Below are 16014 nucleotides of genomic sequence, written 5' to 3'. Positions count from 1 at the left end.
TCGTGTCGGCATGATTTCCTCGTTGGGCAAATTCCCCGTGGCGCGCAGGTCCCGGCATTGCGGATAATGCCGCGGACCGCGCGCCACGGGCGGGCCCTACTTCTTCTTCGCCAGCTCGTTGGCATAGGCCTCGAGTTCGTTGAGGCCGCCCTTGATGTCGGTGCGGGTGCCGGTCACCAGTTCCTCGAGGATGATGCCCCAGCGGTCGCCGAGATCGGGCCAGCGCGGATCCTGCCAGAAGTTGACCGCGGTGACCTTGCCGGTTTCGGCCAGCGCCTGGCCGAGATCGGCGCCGTAGATGTCGGCGAACTCCTTGCTGGACAGGATGCTGGTGCGGTTCAACTCGCCGAACTGGTGGGCGTCGAGCCGGCGCTTCTCGTTTTCCTTCGATGTCGCCCAGGCGATGAACAGGCCGGCGCATTTCTTCGAAGCGTCGTCGGCATTGGCCTTCGCCGCGATGGCGAGGCCATGGCCGTAACCGCCGCCGGGCAGCGGCGAGGGCGGCGGCAGGAAGCCGATCTTGCCGACCACCTGCGAGGTCTTCGGGTCCACCGCCATGCCCGACAGCGGCGTCGATTCGACGAGGATGGCGACCTGGCCCGACAGGAAGGCGCCGGTCGATTCGTCCCAGCTGCCGGTCTGCGTGCCGGGCGCCGAATCCTTGAACAGCTTCAGATAGGTTTCGGTCGCCTTGACGGCGGCGTCCGAATTGAAGACCGGCTTGTCGCCATCGAACCACTGGCCGCCATAGGCCTTGAAGAACGGCATCCAGCGCCAGACATTGGCGCCCGAGCCGCGCGCGCCGCGCAGCGCGATGCCATACATTCCCTTGTCTGGGTTGGTGAGCTTCGGCACGTCGGCGATCAGCTCGTCCAGCGTCTTGGGTGGCTGGATGCCGGCGGCCTCGAGCACGTCCTTGCGGTAGACCATCAGGTCGCCGCCGCCTGTCAGCGGCGCGAACCAGACCTTGCCGTCAAAGGTGGCGACCTTCTGGCGGCCGGGATCGAAGTCGGCATAGTCATAGTCAGCCGGGTAATAATCGGTCAGCGGCACGATCCATTTCGACGAGGCAAACAATGCGACATTGGCTTCGTCGACATAGTAGACGTTGTAATTGCCGACGGTGGACGCATCGGCGCGCGATTTCGCCCGGCGGTCGTTTTCGTTCAGATAGTCGATCTGGAAGCCGGCGCCGGCAAGCTTCTCGAACTCGGCCTTGGAGTCCTCCAGAAGCGTCAGGCCGTCGCGCGGCTGCGCCAGCACCTTGACCGGCGCCGAGCAGACCGGCGCCTGTGCCAGCGCGATGGTTGATACGGTAGCGGAAAGCATGAAAGCTGCGCCCAAGCCCGCAGCGAGCCGAATTGGTTTCATTGATTTTCTCCTCCAGGAACATTCGCAGGAAGCGCAAGTCCTCGGGCTTCGCGATCCTCACCATCGCCCGAACGACAAGCCACCCATCGCCAAAATGCGGAGTTCAACCGGGCCAAGCTAGAAGCCCCGTTGCAGCAAACCTGTACTTTTATGCATTGTGCAGCGCAAAATACGGCACCCTTCAACGAAGTCCGTCACATGAGTATCGATCGCGTGAAAGCCGCTGATTTAGGCCGTGCTTATGCGCGCATCGTCAGCCGCTGCCGCGACAGCTTGCGATAGGAGGACGGCGTCATCTTGTGCTTGCGCAGGAAGGCGCGGTTGAAGTTGGAGATGTTCATGTAGCCGACCTGGAAACAGATGTCGGTGATCGCGACGTCGGTGTCGGCCAACAGCTTGCAGGCCTGCCAGAGCCGGAGCTTGGCGAGGTGGTCGCTGAAGGAGTTGCCGGTGTTCTTCTGGAAGAAGCGCGAGAATGTGCTCTCGCTCATCCCGGCGCGTTCGGCAACGTCCGGCAGCTTCAGATCCTCGGCGAAATGCTGGAACAGATAGGTCAGGGTGCGCTGGATGATGTCGAGCGAGGCGGCGTCGAGAACCGGCGAAAAGTCAGGCGACGACAAGAGCTCGTATTCGTCGGTCCTGGCCAGGAGGTCGACCAGTTCGAGGAACAGGCAGAGGCGCGCGAGCCCATGCACGGTTCCCATCCGCTCCATCAGCTCGGCGCCTTCCAGCGCCGTGCGGCCGTGGAAGACCATGCCGCGCAGCGACCGCTCCAGGAACGGCTCCAGTTCGCGCAGTTCCGGCAGCAGGCCCACCGAGCCGCGCAGCCTCTGCGCATCGAACTGCAGGACGATGTCGCGGCCTTCGATCAACTCGCCCGGCCGCACCGCCGTCACCCAGTCATGCGGCAGGCCGCCGCCGACAATGGTCAGGTAGCCCGGCCCGAACTCGCCGATGTGATCGCCGACCAGGACCACGCCGGAGGATTTCCGCAGCAGATGGATTTCGTATTCCGGATGGAAGTTCCAGACATTGCGCTCCCAGGGATAGTCATCGAGCCGCCACAGGAAACTGTCGCTCGCTTCGGTCACGATGTGCTCGAAAGCGGGCGCCGTGCGCGGGATCGCGGCCGTGTTTTTTCGCTGCCTGAACGCCATCCGTTCCTCCCGGCGGGTTCGCTGGCTGCCGGTCTCCACGGCAATCCGTAGCAGCCAGCGGCCGGCAAGGGAACGAGGCGACGGTAGCCCCTGGAATGGCGCTGGCTCAATCGGTGCCCGCTCCTCCTCCCTTGCCATCATGTCGCATTTCGTTCAATAGACGGCGCAAACGCCGCGAAACCGAAGGTTTTGCCGTTTGCAATGCGGCTTCCGGCCTATGCCGATGCGCCGCAACCTTGAAAGAGCGGAACAATGTCTGCGATCGAAGCCGGCGCTCGCGCGCCGGAAAATCTTTGGCGTCAGGAAATCAAGGCGACGCTGGCGCTGGCCTGGCCGATGGTGCTGACCAATCTCGGCCAGACCGCGATGACGGCCACCGACGTGATGATGATGGGCAGGCTCGGGCCGGACACGCTGGCCAGCGGCGCGCTTGGCGCCAACCTCTATTTCATGCCGCTGATCTTCGGCCTCGGCCTGATGCTGGCGACCTCCCCGATGATCGCCACCGAGCTCGGCCGCCGCCGCTATTCGGTGCGCGATTTGCGCCGCACCGTGCGCCAGGGCCTGTGGCTGGCGATCCTGATCTCGATCCCGATCTGGATCGTGCTCTGGCACGGTGAGGCGATCCTGCTGGCCATGGGCCAGGAACCCGCGCTGGCGCACCAGGCCGGCATCTACCTGCGCTGGCTGGAATGGGCGGTGCTGCCTTTCTACGGCTATATCGTGCTGCGCTCGTTCATCTCGGCGCTGGAGCGGCCGGGCTGGGCGCTGATCATCGTCTTCGTCGCCGTCGCCTGCAACGCGCTGTTCAACTGGGTGTTCATGTTCGGCAATCTCGGCTTTCCGGCGATGGGCATTGCCGGCTCAGGCCTCGCCACCTCGCTGTCAAGCATGCTGATGTTCATCGGCATGGCTCTCGTGGTGATGCTGGAGAAGAGGTTTCGGTGCTACCGCCTGTTCGGCCGCTTCTGGCGGTCCGACTGGCCGCGCTTCAAGGGCCTGCTGCGGCTTGGCCTGCCGATCGCCGGCATCCTTGCCTTCGAGGTGACGATCTTCAACGCGGCGGCCCTGCTGATGGGCCTGATCGACGCGGATTCGCTGGCCGCGCATGCCATCGCCATCCAGATCGCTTCGATCTCCTTCATGGTGCCGCTCGGTCTCAACCAGGCGGTGACGGTGCGCGTCGGGCTTGCGCATGGCGCCCGCAATCCGGAGGGCGTGTCGCGCGCCGGCTGGACCGCGTTCGTCATCAGCGTCTCGTTCATGGCACTGATGGGGCTGGTGATGGTGCTGTGGCCGCATCTCTTGATCAGCGCCTTCATCGATCTCGCCAACCCGGCCAACGCCCGGGTGATCGCGCTTGCCGTGTCGTTCCTGGTGTTTGCCGCACTGTTCCAGGTCTTCGACGGCGCGCAGGCGGTGGCCGCCGGCATGCTGCGCGGCCTGCACGACACCAAGGTGCCGATGATCTATGCCGCGATCGGCTATTGGGGCGTCGGCCTGCCGCTCGGCGTGCTGCTCGCCTTCCATTTCGGCTTCCACGGCGTCGGCATCTGGATCGGCCTGTCGTCGGGGCTGGCCGTGGTGGCGGCGCTGCTCCTGGCGCGCTGGCTGCGGCGGGATCGGTTGGCACCGCCGCTGGCGTTCGGGCATTGAACCAGACGGCCGGTGGCCGCCAGCGGTCATCAACACTTGCAGACGTGGGGCAAGCTAGTTCTGTCCGAGAGCCGACCGGAAGTCCTTGGTGTTGTTGCGATTGGGGTACAACCGGTCCGGCACCGGCACACCGAGATGGAGGCAAAGCGGCTCCCATCCGTCTCCCAGATTGTGGACCAGAAGCCTACCCGGTGGCACTGTCGCAATGACTGCCCCTACATTGGCTTCGTAAACGGCGATGGCATGGGCGCGATCATGCGCCCGGCCGCCGAAGACCTGCCTGGAGATCAAGGCAAGACCGAGCAATTCCTGATCCGTACTCTGGTTGATGCCCGCCAGGATCGTCTCCTCGAAGCTTGCCCACCAGCTTTCCGGCGAGCGATATGTCAGAATGACCCGTGCGTCCGGATAGAAGTCGATCAGCTCACGCCAATAGTGCGCCGAGGGCCAGTCGACGCAGGATGCGTAGCCGGCCAACAGCTGATTCCATTCTGGCGCCGCGCCCTGGGCCAGAGCGCGCCAAAGCCGCTTCTGGTCTTCATTGGCCATGACTTCGTACATGTGGTGACACGGGCCGAAGCCAAGGATCGTCAGCGCCTCGCGCATCGAGTCCGTTCCTGTCCGGCCAAAGCCCGTTCCGATCACCCTTATCAACACAGTTCCCCGATTCAGGTCTGCTGCTGCAGATCAATCGCTTGCGAGCAGCACCCGCAGGCGGTTTCCCACAGGATCGGTGGTCAGCGCTGGAAGATTAGCCGTGAATAATATTCCTGTCTTGCACATAATTCGGGCCGCGTAGCCCCGTAGCCCGGTGACAGTCAGGTTGATCCGATGTCGCCTATTGCTTCAGCCCGGCGAGGAAGTCGGGCACGTCCTTGAGCGCTGCTGCACGGGCTGCCGGATTCAGTCCGGCATGGGCCACGCCGTCGCCATTGGCGGTATAGGCCAGCCCATGCAGTTCGTGGAGCTTTTGCGCCTCATTGTCGAAATCATGATAGGCGCCGGGATAGAGGATAAGCTTGACGCTGTCGGGATTGGCGTCGGCCAGCGCCTTGCACGGCGCGGCCGGTGTCCAGTCGTCCGCCTCGCCCATCACAATCAGCAGCGGCACACGGGTCGCCCAATCGCCATTTTCGGCCGGAGCCCTGCAGCCGGGGTAGAAGGCAACCGCCGCGCGAAAGTCGGGCGAATCCGGCTTCGGCCTATCCTTCGGCCGGACCGTGTAAAGAACGGTCGAGCCGCCATTCGACCAGCCAAGCAAGGCGATGGCGGCAGGCTTCACATAGGGCAGCGTCTGCAGATAGCGGCGGGCGGCATTGGCATCCTCCACGCGCTCGCGGTAGGGTTCGACCTCGCGGTCGCCGTTCTTGCATTGCGGTCCAAGGTCGCGCGAGCCGAAACTGTCCGGAAAGATCACGACATAGCCGAGAGCGGCCAGGCGCCGGCCCCAATCGGCATGGCGCGGGCTGAGCTCCGCCCCGTTCTTACTGCTCCATAGGCCACTGCAGCCATGCATGGCCACGACCGCCGGAAATGGCCCTTGCCCTTGCGGCTTGAACAGCATTGCGTCCAGCGTCGCCGGCTCGTTCTTACCGTCGGCCGGTATGCTTATGCGATCGGGTGCCTGGTCGGCGGCCGCGGCCGGCTGTATCATCCAAAAGGCAAACAGGCCCGCGAGAGCGACACGATATTTCGCCTGCATGGCCAACGCCCCTCCCTCCCGGAAGCCGTTGCGCTCACAGTGAGGCGCGGCGCGGCTTACCGCAAATCACGGTTGCGTGGTGAAGATAGGGAAACCGACGAGGCCAAAATGGCAAGATCGGTCGAGCGCGACATATCTGGGAGCGTCTATCTGGTGCTGCCACGGAGGAAGAGACGGTGAAGGCGGCGCTTGAAAACTATCATGCCCGGATGCAGCGGGTGCTGGACCACATAGACCAGCATCTGGACGGCGATCTGGGCCTGGAAGCGTTGAGCGGCGTCGCGGCGTTCTCGAAATTCCATTTCCACCGGCAGTTCATGGCCACCTTCGGGCTGTCCGTGCATCGCTATGTCCAACTCGCCCGCATGAAGCGCGCTTCGCACAGGCTTGCCGCGAGCGACGCCCAAAGCGTCACCGATATAGCGATGGATGCCGGTTACGACGCACCGGATGCCTTCGCCCGCGCCTTTCGGCAACGGTTCGGACAGTCGCCTTCGTCGTTTCGGAAATCTCCCGACTGGGGGGCGTGGCTCATGGCCTTCGGGCCTTTCGACAAAGCAAGGAACACGCTCATGCAGATAATCTTCGAACCCGACGACGTGACGATCCGCGATGTGCCGCCCACACCGGTGGCGATCATGGAGCATCGCGGAGACCGGGCGACACTCCAGGACACCATCCAGCGGTTCATCGCCTGGCGCAAGGCGGCGGGCTTGTCGCCCGAGACAAGCCCGACCTTCAACATCTTCCGTTCCGAAAGGGAGCCCGCAATCGCGGCTGACTACAGCATGGACATTTGTGTTGGGACCGATCAGCCGATCGATGAGAATGACGGGCAGATGAAGGCCGGCGTGATCCCCGGCGGACGCTGCGCGGTGCTGCGCTACCCCGGCAACACCAACAATCTCGAACCCGCGGCACTCTACCTCTATCGGGAATGGCTTCCGGCCAGCGGCGAGGACGTGCGCGACTTTCCAGTCTATTGCCAGCGCCGGCTGTCGCGACTCGCGGAAGGGCCACTGCACGAAGTGGTCGTTGAGCTCTTCCTGCCTCTGAAATAGCCCTTGGGGCGGCTTGTCCCTTCTGATCGCAAGACGCGGACAAGCCGTCCACTCCACCTCGGTTATTCCGCCTGGATCTAGCGGGCAGCCGCGCGCTTTTCGAGCGAACGGGCATATTGCGTCAGCGGGAAGCACATGAGGAAGAAGATCAGCGCCACCAGCCCGTAGACCTTGAACGGTTCGAAGGTGGCGTTGTTGATAGCGTTGGAGGTCCGCACCAGCTCCTCGAAACCGATGATCGAGGTCAACGCCGTCGACTTGATCAGCTGCACCAGGAAGCCGACCGTCGGCGCGCGGGTGATCGAGAATGCCTGTGGCAGGATGATCAGCCTGAGCTCCTGCAGATAGTGCAGGCCGAGGCTGGCGCCAGCGTCCCACTGGCCGCGCGGCAAGGCATCGACGCCGGAGCGCCAGATCTCGGCGAGATAGGCGCTGGCGAAGAAGGTGAGGCCGAGCACCGCCGCGGTCCAGGGCTCGATGCGCAGGCCGAGCATGGGCAGGCCGAAGAACATCAGGAAGAGCTGCATCAACAGCGGCGTACCCTGGAAGAGGGCGATGTAGCCCGAGGCAAGGCGGCGGCTCCATTTATGCTTGGAGATCCGGAAGAACAGCACCGCCATGCCAACCAGCGCGCCGCCGACGAAGGCGGCCAGCGACAGCAGCACCGTCCAGCGTGTGGCCAGCAGAAGGTTGCGCACGATGTCCCAGAAAGTGAACTCGATCATGACACGCCCGCTCCGAGCGCACGGCGCCCGCCGGTGACCAGAAGCCGGCGCAAGGCCATCGACATTGCGAGATAGACCAGCGTCACGACGAAATAGGTCTCGAAGGACCGGAAGGTGCGCGCCTGCAGCATATCGGCCTCATAGGTCAGCTCGCGCACCGCGATCTGCGACACGACGGCCGATTCCAGCATCATGATGACGATCTGGCTGGTCAGCGCCGGATAGATGATCTTGAGCGCCTGCGGCAGCACGATCTTGATGAACACCTGGCGGGGCCTGAGCCCCAGAGCCAGGGCTGCTTCCGTCTGCCCACCCGGCACGGCATCGAGCCCGGCGCCGACGATCTCGATCGTATAGGCCGCCATGTTGAGCGTCATCGCCAGCATGGCGGCCAGGATCGGGTCGAGCCGGATGCCGAGGCTCGGCAGGCCGAAGAAGATGAAGAACAGCTGCACCAGGAACGGCGTGTTGCGCGTCACCTCGACATACCAGCCGATGGCCCGGCGCAGCAGCACGGGACCGTTCCGCCGTCCGGCGGCGCCCAGGATGCTTAGCAGCGTGCCGGCCAGCGTGGTCACGGCGATCAGCAGGATCGTCGTGGCCGCGCCATGCGCGATGTCGCCCAAGGCACCCGGGAGCCAGGCAAAGGCCACGGCGACTCAATCCTTGAGGTTGTCGGGGTTGAGCGGCGTCTTCAGCCAGGCTTTCGAGCTTTCGTCCAGCTTGCCGTCGGCCAGCATCTTGGCGATGGCGTCGTTGACCGCCTTCTTCAGCCCGTCTTCGTTCTTGTTGAGGCCGATATGCGAGGGCGAGGTCAGCAGCTGGAACTTCTGCTCCGGCTTCAGCGCATCCTGCTTGGCCAGCACCTGGGCGCCGACATCGTTGCCGACGACCATCAGCTGGGTCTGGCCCGAGATGAAGGCCTGGATGACCGAATTGTAGTTGTCGAAGCGCTTGATGTCGGCCGAGGCGGGCGCGGCCTCGGTCAGCGAGGTGTCCTCGAGCGTGCCGCGATTGACGGCGATCGACTTGTCGGCAAGGTCTTCCTTGCCTTTGACCGACATCGCCGCCGGACCGATCACCGCGATGTAGTAGGGCGCGTAGGCGGCGGCAAAGTCGATGACCTGCTCGCGCTCCTTGGAGTAGCCGACGCTCATCAGTATGTCGACGCGATGGTCGTTGAGATAGGGGATGCGGTTCTGGCCGGTGACGGCGACCGGATTGAGCTTCACCTTGAGCGTGTCGGCGATGTATTGCGCGACATCCATGTCGTAGCCCTTGAGGCTCATATCGGCGCTGGCCGAGGAGAAGGGCGGGAAGTCGGCGAAGACGCCGACATTGATGGTGCCGGCCTTGGTGATGTCAGCCAGCGCGTCGGCATTGGCCGCCTGGGTGGCGAGACCGAGGCCGGCGGCACCGAGCACTAGGATGGCGGCTATGGATGATTTCAGTGTCGAGTGGATTGTCATTCTTATTCCCCTTCTGGAAGCTCTTGATTGTTTGAGGCGGCTGCCGGCTCCAGCGCGGCGGCCGCCTTTACTGGTTCAGGTGTCAGGCGCGCTTGCCCGTGATGGCCGGGCTGAATACCATCAGGCTCAATATCTCGAACAGCACCTGGGCGCCGGCATGCGCGGTGTTGGTGGTGGCGTCATATTGCGGCGCCACCTCGACGACATCGCCGCCGACGATGTTGAGGCCCTTGAGGCCTCGCAGCAGCTCGAGCACTTCGCGCGTCGTCAGGCCGCCGACTTCCGGCGTGCCGGTGCCGGGCGCGAAGGCGGGATCGACGCTGTCTATGTCGAAGGAGACGTAGGTCGGGCCGTCGCCGACGATCTTGCGCGCCTTCTCGATGATGGCGGGGATGCCCATCCCGGTCACCTCTTCGGCGTGCACCACGGTCATCCCCGACTCGTAAGTGAACTCCCAGAGATATTCGGCCGAGCCGCGGATGCCGATCTGGATGGTCCGCGTCGGGTCGAGCACGCCGTCGAGCACCGCGTTGCGGAACGGGCCGCCGTGGTGGAACTTGGTCATGTCGAACAGGCCGCTGGTGTCGCAATGGGCGTCGATATGGATGAGGCCGACCGGCGCCTTCTTGCCGACGGCCTTCAGGATCGGATGGCTGATCGAATGGTCGCCGCCGACCGACAGCGGGATGACGCCGGCATCGACGATCTGGTTGGTGCGGCGCTCGATGTCCTCATGGCTGGTCTCCAGCCGGTAGCGGCTGCGGAATGGCGTGTCGCCGATGTCGGCAACGCGAAGCTCATGCGTCGGCGCGCATTCCAGCACGTGGTTGTAGGGGCCGATGCGTTCGATGGCGCGCAGCGCCCTCGGCCCGAAGCGCGAACCGGGCCGGTTGGTGACGCCCAGATCCATCGGCACGCCGATGATGGCCACCTGCAACTCGCCAAAATCCGGGTTCTCGGCAGCGATTTCGCGGTAGGGCGCGGCGAGAAAGGTCGGGATGCCGGAATAGGGCGCCAGCCTTGTGCCCGACTTGGAGAAGATCTTGTCGGCGACCTTGCGGAATTTCGGGTCGAACATCTCGCCGCCATGGCTCTCGCCATACTTGCGGCGCAACGCGTCGAGCTTGCCGCGATCGTAACCCATATCCGCTCCTCCTGGGCTGATGCAGTGCCGCCGTCGGCGATCTCAAACGAACCGGCCGTCATCCGGCCGGGTCGCTGTCCCGCTGGCTGCCTGCAGATTTCACGTCTTGGTGTTATTTCGAGCCGAAGTGTCCGGCAGCCCAATTGAAAAAGCAATTGATATTGTTAGGGTGTTTCCTGTGAGAAAATCTCACAAAGAAGCCGAGCGTCCATGGTCAAGCGCCTGCCACCCCTGAACCCGCTGCGCGCCTTCGAGGCAACGGCGCGCCATGGCTCACTGACCAAGGCGGCGAGTGAACTGAATGTCACGCATGGCGCCGTCAGCCACCAGATCAAGGCGCTGGAGCAGTCGCTTGGCGTCAAGCTGTTCGAGCGTATTGGCCAGCGGGTCAGGCTGACGCCGCATGGCGCGGAGCTGTTGCCGGCGGTATCGACCGCCTTCGACGGCATCGCCGCCGCCACGCAGCGGCTTACGCGGCCGGCCAGCAGCGGCGCGCTGTCGGTATCCTGCGTGCCGGCCTTGCTGCTTTTGTGGATGACGCCGAGGCTGGGCAGCTTCACCGCGCAATATCCCGACATCCAGCTGACGCTGATCCCCTCAAACGACCCCAGGGATATCCGTGCGCCGCATATCGATGTCTGCGTGCACTATGGCGATGGCAGCTGGGCCGATTGCTGGATGCGCAAATGGTCGGGGCTGGAGCTGTTTCCCGTGGTCAGCCCGACTTTGATCAACAACCGGCCGATCCGCAGCGTCAGGGACTTGGCCGACCATGTCTTCCTGCATGGCGACGACGGCCGCGAATGGCACACCTGGCTGGCGGCCGCCGATGCGCTGGACCTCGAAAAGGGCCGCCGCCATCATCTGGGCGACGCGCGCATGGCGGCCGAGGCGGCGGTGCATGGCCATGGCGTGGCGCTTGGCGATTCCGTGACGGCAAGCGCGCTGCTGGCCAGGGGCATGCTGATCGCGCCGTTCAGCCTTTCGGTGCCGGCGGTCGACGATTTCTATGTCGTCTGCCGCAACGAGATGCGCGCGACGCCGATCGTGCAGGTGTTTATCGACTGGCTGTTTGCCGAGAAGGCCGGAGATGACGGCCGTGCCGACGCTCCGGTCGCCGGCCGCATCATCAGCCGCCGCAAGCGTCCGCAACTCAAGGTCATCGGCGCGAAGGCGGTCGGCTGAGACCGGCTGCTCATGGCCATGCGCAGGCCGTTCTTTTTGTCGGGCCAGCCTGAAAGCGGGCAGCGCTTTGGCCAATTCGATGCTATGAGGCCTGTCGCGGTTATGGATGGCAGGCAGCGAAGGCGGTGTTGAAACATGGCTAAGACCGATATTGCGCGGCGTGTCTACAACCACACCTGGAAGCTCGACCCGATCGTGCGCAGCCTGCTCGACACGGACTTCTACAAGCTTTTGATGCTGCAGATGATCTGGGGCATGTACCCCAAGGTCGACGCCACCTTCTCGCTGATCAACCGCACCACCTCGGTGCGTCTTGCCGACGAGATCGACGAAGGTGAACTGCGCGAACAGCTCGACCATGCCCGCACCTTGCGCTTCTCCAAGAAGGAAATGATCTGGCTCGGCGGCAACAATTTCTATGGCCGCAAGCAGATCTTCGAACCGGAATTCCTCGCCTGGCTGGAAGGCTTCCGGCTGCCCGACTACGAGCTGTCGAAGCGCGACGGCCAGTACGAGCTCTCCTTCAGCGGCCCGTGGATGTACACCACGCTGTGGGAAATCCCGGCGCTCGCGATCATCAACGAGCTGCGCTCCCGCGCCGCCATGCGGGCCTTCGGGCCGTTCGCGCTCGATGTGCTCTACGCCCGCGCCAAGGCCAAGATGTGGGCTAAGACCGAGCGGCTGAAGGCGCTGCCCGGTATCCGCATTTCCGATTTCGGCACGCGCCGGCGGCATTCCTTCCTGTGGCAGCGCTGGTGCGTCGAGGCGCTGAAGGAAGGCATTGGCGAAGCCTTCACCGGCACCTCCAACGTGCTTTTGGCCATGGACAACGACCTCGAAGCGCTCGGCACCAATGCGCATGAATTGCCGATGGTGTTTGCCGCCCTTGCCAATTCGGAGAAGGAGCTGAAACAGACCCCCTACAAGGTGCTGCAGGACTGGCAGCGCTATTATGGCGGCAATCTTTTGATCGTGCTGCCCGACGCTTTCGGCACCGCCTCCTTCCTGCGCGACGCGCCGGACTGGGTGGCCGACTGGACAGGCTTCCGCCCCGACAGCGCGCCGCCCATCGAGGGCGGCGAAAAGATCCTGTCCTGGTGGCGCGAGAAGGGCAAGGACCCGAAGCAGAAGCTGCTGATCTTCTCCGACGGCCTCGAGGTCGAAACCATCGAGGAGACCTACCGCCACTTCAAGGGCAAGGTGCGCATGTCCTTCGGCTGGGGCACCAACCTCACCAATGATTTCGAAGGCTGCGCGCCGACCGAAACCAACAGCCTCGATGCCATATCGCTGGTCTGCAAGGTGACGGAAGCGAATGGCAGACCGGCGGTGAAGCTGTCCGACAACCCGGCCAAGGCGACGGGGGATGAGAAGGAAATTCAGCGGTATCTCAGGATTTTTGGGGAGAAGGACCGGGTGGAGCAACTGGTCAAGGTGTGAAGAACAGGCGGGCTCTTGGATAGGTCGAGTTCCTTGGCGCCCCCCTCTGTCCTGCCGGACATCTCCCCTCCGAGGGAGGAGATCGGCTGTGATCTCCGCTTTCGCCAATTTTCAACGTCGCAAGAAGGGCGCCGATCGTGTCAACTGCCGATCTCCCCCCTTGTGGGGGAGATGTCCGGCAGGACAGAGGGGGGCGCCGTAGAGTGCCGTTGCCTGTCGTTGGCCTTGTTGTTTGTCGCGCTGCTTATCGCCCCCACACCCGCCTTCGCCCACGCCTCCGACCGTGGCCACGTCCTGCTCCTCCCAACCGGCTACTACCTGATCGGCGGCGCATTCGCCGTGGCCGTCAGCTTTCTCGTGCTGGCACTGCTGCCCGCGGCCTCCCTCGACCGTTTCTGGCGTAGGCGCCTGCCGCTGTTCACCCTCGGCGACAGCGCCCGCAGCGCCATCAGCCTGATATGCTTTGCCGGCTTTGCAATTCTCGTCGCCGCCGGCCTTTTCGGCAGCCGCGACCCGCTCTCCAACCCGCTGCCGCTGGTGATCTGGACGCTGCTTTGGGCCGGCCTGACGCTGTTGCAAGGGGTTTTCGGCGATCTCTGGTCATGGCTGAACCCTTGGTATGGGCCGCGGCGCCTCGTCTCGCGCCTGCTCAGCACAGACGATGAGGGACCTTGGCGCCTTCCACGATGGGTCGGCTGCTGGCCTGCCGTCATGCTGTTCTTCGCCTTTGCCTGGTTCGAGCTGATCGATGCGGCGCCCGACGACCCGGCACGGCTCGCCTTTGCCGCCGGCCTCTACTGGCTGTTCACATTCCTCGCCATGCTGGCCTTCGGCTATCGCGACTGGAGCCGGAGCGGCGAGTTCCTGACCGCGTTCTTCGCCATGGTGGCGCGCTTTGCACCGGTCGAGCGCGACGAGGCAGGCCGGCTAGTACTGTGCTGGCCGGCCGCCAAGCTGCTGGCGGCGGAGCCATTGCCGCCCAGCGGCATCGCCTTCCTGCTGCTGGCCCTGTCCTCGGTCTCCTTCGACGGCCTGTCGAAAACCTTCTTCTGGCTCGGCCTGTTCGGCGTCAATCCGCTTGAATTCCCGGGCCGCACGGCGGTGATCGGTAGCGGCACTTTTGGGCTCGTTCTGACATTCGTGCTGCTGGCAGCGGTGTTCCTTTTCGCGGTCTGGCTCGGCCAGCGCCTGGCCGGCAGCGGTCCGCCACTTGGCCAGGCGGCCGGACTGCTGGTGTGGTCGATCGTGCCGATCGCCCTCGCCTACCATGTCGCACACTATCTAACGGCGCTGCTGGTCGACGGCCAGTATGCACTAGCCTCGTTGTCCGACCCGTTCGCACTGGGCTGGAACCTGTTCGGCTCCGCCGACATACAGGTCGAGGCCGGCATCGTCGCCGGCGCGGAGTCGGCCTGGTGGCTGTGGAACATGCAGGCCGGCGCCATCATCCTGGGCCATGTGCTCGCCGTCCTCGTCGCGCACGGCTTTGCCTGGCGCCTGCATCCGCAGCCCGCCCGCGCCGCGCTCAGCCAGTTTCCGCTCACCCTGCTGATGATCGCCTACACGGTCTTCGGCCTCTGGCTGCTTGCCACGCCGACCGTCGGATGACAAAAGGGCGGCCCCGATGTCGTTGGGGAAAGCTCGCTTGCCACATCAGGGCTTTGGTGATTTAGTTTGTACACATGCAATTTTCCGCAACCTCCGAGCGAGGATGCCGAACCCGCACTATCGTTGGTCAAGACTGAAAAAACAGGGGAACGAACATGGCTGACAAGAACGGATTTTTCGACCTCTCCAAGACTGGCCTCATCTCCAAGACTGGCCTCACCCGCCGCACCGCACTGAAGGGCCTGGCCGCGGGCGCCGGCCTTGCCGTGGCGCCCGGTTTCGTCCGCTATTCCCAGGCGCAGAGTTCGGCGCCGATCAAGATCGGCTTCCAGTCGCACCGCACCGGCATCGGCGCCGCCTATGGCCGCTGGTACGAGAAGACCACCGCTGCCGCGGTCAAGGCGATCAACGCCGCCGGCGGCATCAATGGCCGTCAGGTCGAGGTGATCATCGAGGATGACGGCACCGATCCCGGCCGTGGTGCGGAAGTCGTCGGCAAATTCGCCACCCAGCACAAGACCGATATCGTCTTCGGCACGCTGTTCTCGCATGTCGTCATCGGTTCGGCGCCCGCCGCCGGCGAGGCCAAAATCCCCTACTTCGTCGTCAGCGAAGGCCACCACGTCGCCTCGACCAAGCTCAACCGCTATGTCTTCCAGCCCGGCATCACCGACGTGAAGAGCCAGATCCAGTCGATGGCGCCGTGGATCGCGGCCAATGCCGGCAAGAAGGTGACGCAGATCTTCCCGGATTTCGCCTTCGGCTACGACCATCGCGACTACCTGCCGCCGGCGCTGAAGGCGCAAGGCGCCGAGGTCATCGCGCAGATCGCCATCCCGCCGACGGAATCCTCCTTCACCAAATATTTTCCGCAGATCCCGCCCGAGACCGAGGTGATCTACCACGTCATGGTCGGCCCGGCCGTGCTCACCTTCGTCAAGGAGCTCGGCGAATTCTACGGCTCCAACCGGCCGCAGCTGTTCGGCTTCATCGATTCGCTCGAAGCCACCGACATCAACAGCCCCGGCCTGGAATTCCTGGACGGCAGCCATTTCTGGGAAGGCTCGCCACGCTACGCCCAGCCCGATGATAGCGCTGCGCAGAAGGCCTACCGCGCCGCCGTCGGCATCGACGACAATGGAGCGGCGGTCGGCGATCCCAAGGACGTTTCCACCGCGGCGCACATGTTCGGCTGCTGGGAAACGCTCTATGTCGTCAAGAAGGCGATGGAAGATGCCGGCTACAAGGGTCCGGAGGACCGTGCCAAGCTCGTCGAGGCGACCGAGGCGCTGACCGCCTTCGCCGAAGGTCCGGAGCATCCGCAGGGGCCAAAGACCTTCAACGGCAAGATCCACCAGTGCTTCGGCATCCAGAATATCTCCAAGGTCGAAGGCGGCAAGCTGAAGGTGGTGCACAAGACCAAGATCGAGGACGGGCTTTACGAGGCCGAGGGGGACTATACGAAGCAGGCGCTTTAGGCTTAGCCATCTAGCGAG

The 16014-nt window shown here is 64.1% G+C and carries 14 protein-coding genes; 6 read left to right on the top strand and 8 right to left on the bottom strand.

The features are described 5' to 3' along the window. Positions 1 to 96 precede the first annotated feature (96 nt). Positions 97 to 1371 (bottom strand): ABC transporter substrate-binding protein, encoded by a 1275-nt coding sequence (locus tag ACLGL5_RS07785; protein WP_069090712.1) that lies wholly within the window; start codon positions 1369 to 1371, stop codon positions 97 to 99. Between the two features lie 239 nt (positions 1372 to 1610). After that, a complete protein-coding gene (locus ACLGL5_RS07780; RefSeq protein ID WP_069090711.1) occupies positions 1611 to 2528 on the bottom strand; it encodes an AraC family transcriptional regulator in 918 nt (305 codons plus the stop codon). A gap of 252 nt (positions 2529 to 2780) precedes the next feature. Between ACLGL5_RS07780 and ACLGL5_RS07775 the strand changes: the two genes are divergently transcribed. Next, positions 2781 to 4184, top strand: coding sequence for an MATE family efflux transporter (locus tag ACLGL5_RS07775; protein ID WP_069090710.1), 1404 nt, complete (start codon positions 2781 to 2783; stop codon positions 4182 to 4184). 54 nt (positions 4185 to 4238) lie between these two features. Here ACLGL5_RS07775 and ACLGL5_RS07770 read toward each other — a convergent pair whose 3' ends face one another. After that, a complete protein-coding gene (locus ACLGL5_RS07770) occupies positions 4239 to 4829 on the bottom strand; it encodes a sulfotransferase family protein (RefSeq protein ID WP_494372948.1) in 591 nt (196 codons plus the stop codon). Between the two features lie 193 nt (positions 4830 to 5022). After that, complete coding sequence (locus tag ACLGL5_RS07765) at positions 5023 to 5886, bottom strand: dienelactone hydrolase family protein (protein WP_069090708.1); 864 nt, start codon at positions 5884 to 5886, stop codon at positions 5023 to 5025. Positions 5887 to 6062: 176 nt separating this feature from the next. Between ACLGL5_RS07765 and ACLGL5_RS07760 the strand changes: the two genes are divergently transcribed. Next, positions 6063 to 6947, top strand: coding sequence for an AraC family transcriptional regulator (locus ACLGL5_RS07760; RefSeq protein WP_069090707.1), 885 nt, complete (start codon positions 6063 to 6065; stop codon positions 6945 to 6947). Between the two features lie 77 nt (positions 6948 to 7024). Here the strand turns inward: ACLGL5_RS07760 and ACLGL5_RS07755 are convergent, their stop codons facing one another. The 4 genes from ACLGL5_RS07755 to speB form a co-directional block, all read right to left on the bottom strand. Continuing rightward, positions 7025 to 7672 (bottom strand): amino acid ABC transporter permease, encoded by a 648-nt coding sequence (locus ACLGL5_RS07755; protein WP_038651269.1) that lies wholly within the window; start codon positions 7670 to 7672, stop codon positions 7025 to 7027. Next, positions 7669 to 8325, bottom strand: a complete 657-nt coding sequence (locus ACLGL5_RS07750) for an amino acid ABC transporter permease (RefSeq protein ID WP_069090706.1) — start codon at positions 8323 to 8325, stop codon at positions 7669 to 7671. Before ACLGL5_RS07750 ends, ACLGL5_RS07755 begins: the two co-directional genes overlap by 4 nt. A 6-nt stretch (positions 8326 to 8331) precedes the next feature. Continuing rightward, positions 8332 to 9141, bottom strand: coding sequence for a transporter substrate-binding domain-containing protein (locus ACLGL5_RS07745; RefSeq protein WP_019862501.1), 810 nt, complete (start codon positions 9139 to 9141; stop codon positions 8332 to 8334). A gap of 82 nt (positions 9142 to 9223) precedes the next feature. After that, positions 9224 to 10285: an agmatinase gene (speB, locus tag ACLGL5_RS07740; protein ID WP_069090705.1), complete on the bottom strand. Its 1062-nt coding sequence runs from the start codon at positions 10283 to 10285 to the stop codon at positions 9224 to 9226. Positions 10286 to 10495: 210 nt separating this feature from the next. On the opposite strand from speB, the gene gcvA reads away from it, so the two are divergent. From gcvA to ACLGL5_RS07720, 4 genes are all read left to right on the top strand, one after another. Continuing rightward, complete coding sequence (gcvA, locus tag ACLGL5_RS07735; RefSeq protein ID WP_019862499.1) at positions 10496 to 11470, top strand: transcriptional regulator GcvA; 975 nt, start codon at positions 10496 to 10498, stop codon at positions 11468 to 11470. Between the two features lie 135 nt (positions 11471 to 11605). Next, positions 11606 to 12910 carry a nicotinate phosphoribosyltransferase gene (gene pncB, locus ACLGL5_RS07730; protein ID WP_069090704.1) on the top strand — a complete coding sequence of 435 codons (1305 nt, stop codon included), beginning with the start codon at positions 11606 to 11608 and terminating at the stop codon, positions 12908 to 12910. A gap of 171 nt (positions 12911 to 13081) precedes the next feature. Continuing rightward, a complete protein-coding gene (locus tag ACLGL5_RS07725; protein WP_069090703.1) occupies positions 13082 to 14518 on the top strand; it encodes a hypothetical protein in 1437 nt (478 codons plus the stop codon). 155 nt (positions 14519 to 14673) lie between these two features. Next, the gene (locus ACLGL5_RS07720; RefSeq protein WP_064985252.1) at positions 14674 to 15996 is read left to right on the top strand and encodes an ABC transporter substrate-binding protein; all 1323 of its coding nucleotides are present in this window, start codon (positions 14674 to 14676) and stop codon (positions 15994 to 15996) included. The last annotated feature ends 18 nt before the right edge of the window (positions 15997 to 16014 follow it).

The organism is Mesorhizobium sp. U510 (assembly GCF_059180695.1).
The sequence above is the reverse complement of the archived record's forward strand: the minus strand, read 5'-3'. Positions and strand labels throughout refer to the sequence as shown.

Excerpts from the sequence above, each read along its gene's own strand:
- ACLGL5_RS07785 (WP_069090712.1), bottom strand. The coding sequence starts at position 1,371 with ATGAAACCAATTCGGCTCGCTGCGGGCTTGGGCGCAGCTTTCATGCTT.
- ACLGL5_RS07765 (WP_069090708.1), bottom strand. The coding sequence starts at position 5,886 with ATGCAGGCGAAATATCGTGTCGCTCTCGCGGGCCTGTTTGCCTTTTGG.
- ACLGL5_RS07755 (WP_038651269.1), bottom strand. The coding sequence starts at position 7,672 with ATGATCGAGTTCACTTTCTGGGACATCGTGCGCAACCTTCTGCTGGCC.
- speB (WP_069090705.1), bottom strand. The coding sequence starts at position 10,285 with ATGGGTTACGATCGCGGCAAGCTCGACGCGTTGCGCCGCAAGTATGGC.
- ACLGL5_RS07745 (WP_019862501.1), bottom strand. The coding sequence starts at position 9,141 with ATGACAATCCACTCGACACTGAAATCATCCATAGCCGCCATCCTAGTG.
- ACLGL5_RS07775 (WP_069090710.1), top strand. The coding sequence starts at position 2,781 with ATGTCTGCGATCGAAGCCGGCGCTCGCGCGCCGGAAAATCTTTGGCGT.
- ACLGL5_RS07720 (WP_064985252.1), top strand. The coding sequence starts at position 14,674 with ATGGCTGACAAGAACGGATTTTTCGACCTCTCCAAGACTGGCCTCATC.
- gcvA (WP_019862499.1), top strand. The coding sequence starts at position 10,496 with ATGGTCAAGCGCCTGCCACCCCTGAACCCGCTGCGCGCCTTCGAGGCA.
- pncB (WP_069090704.1), top strand. The coding sequence starts at position 11,606 with ATGGCTAAGACCGATATTGCGCGGCGTGTCTACAACCACACCTGGAAG.
- ACLGL5_RS07725 (WP_069090703.1), top strand. The coding sequence starts at position 13,082 with ATGTCCGGCAGGACAGAGGGGGGCGCCGTAGAGTGCCGTTGCCTGTCG.
- ACLGL5_RS07780 (WP_069090711.1), bottom strand. The coding sequence starts at position 2,528 with ATGGCGTTCAGGCAGCGAAAAAACACGGCCGCGATCCCGCGCACGGCG.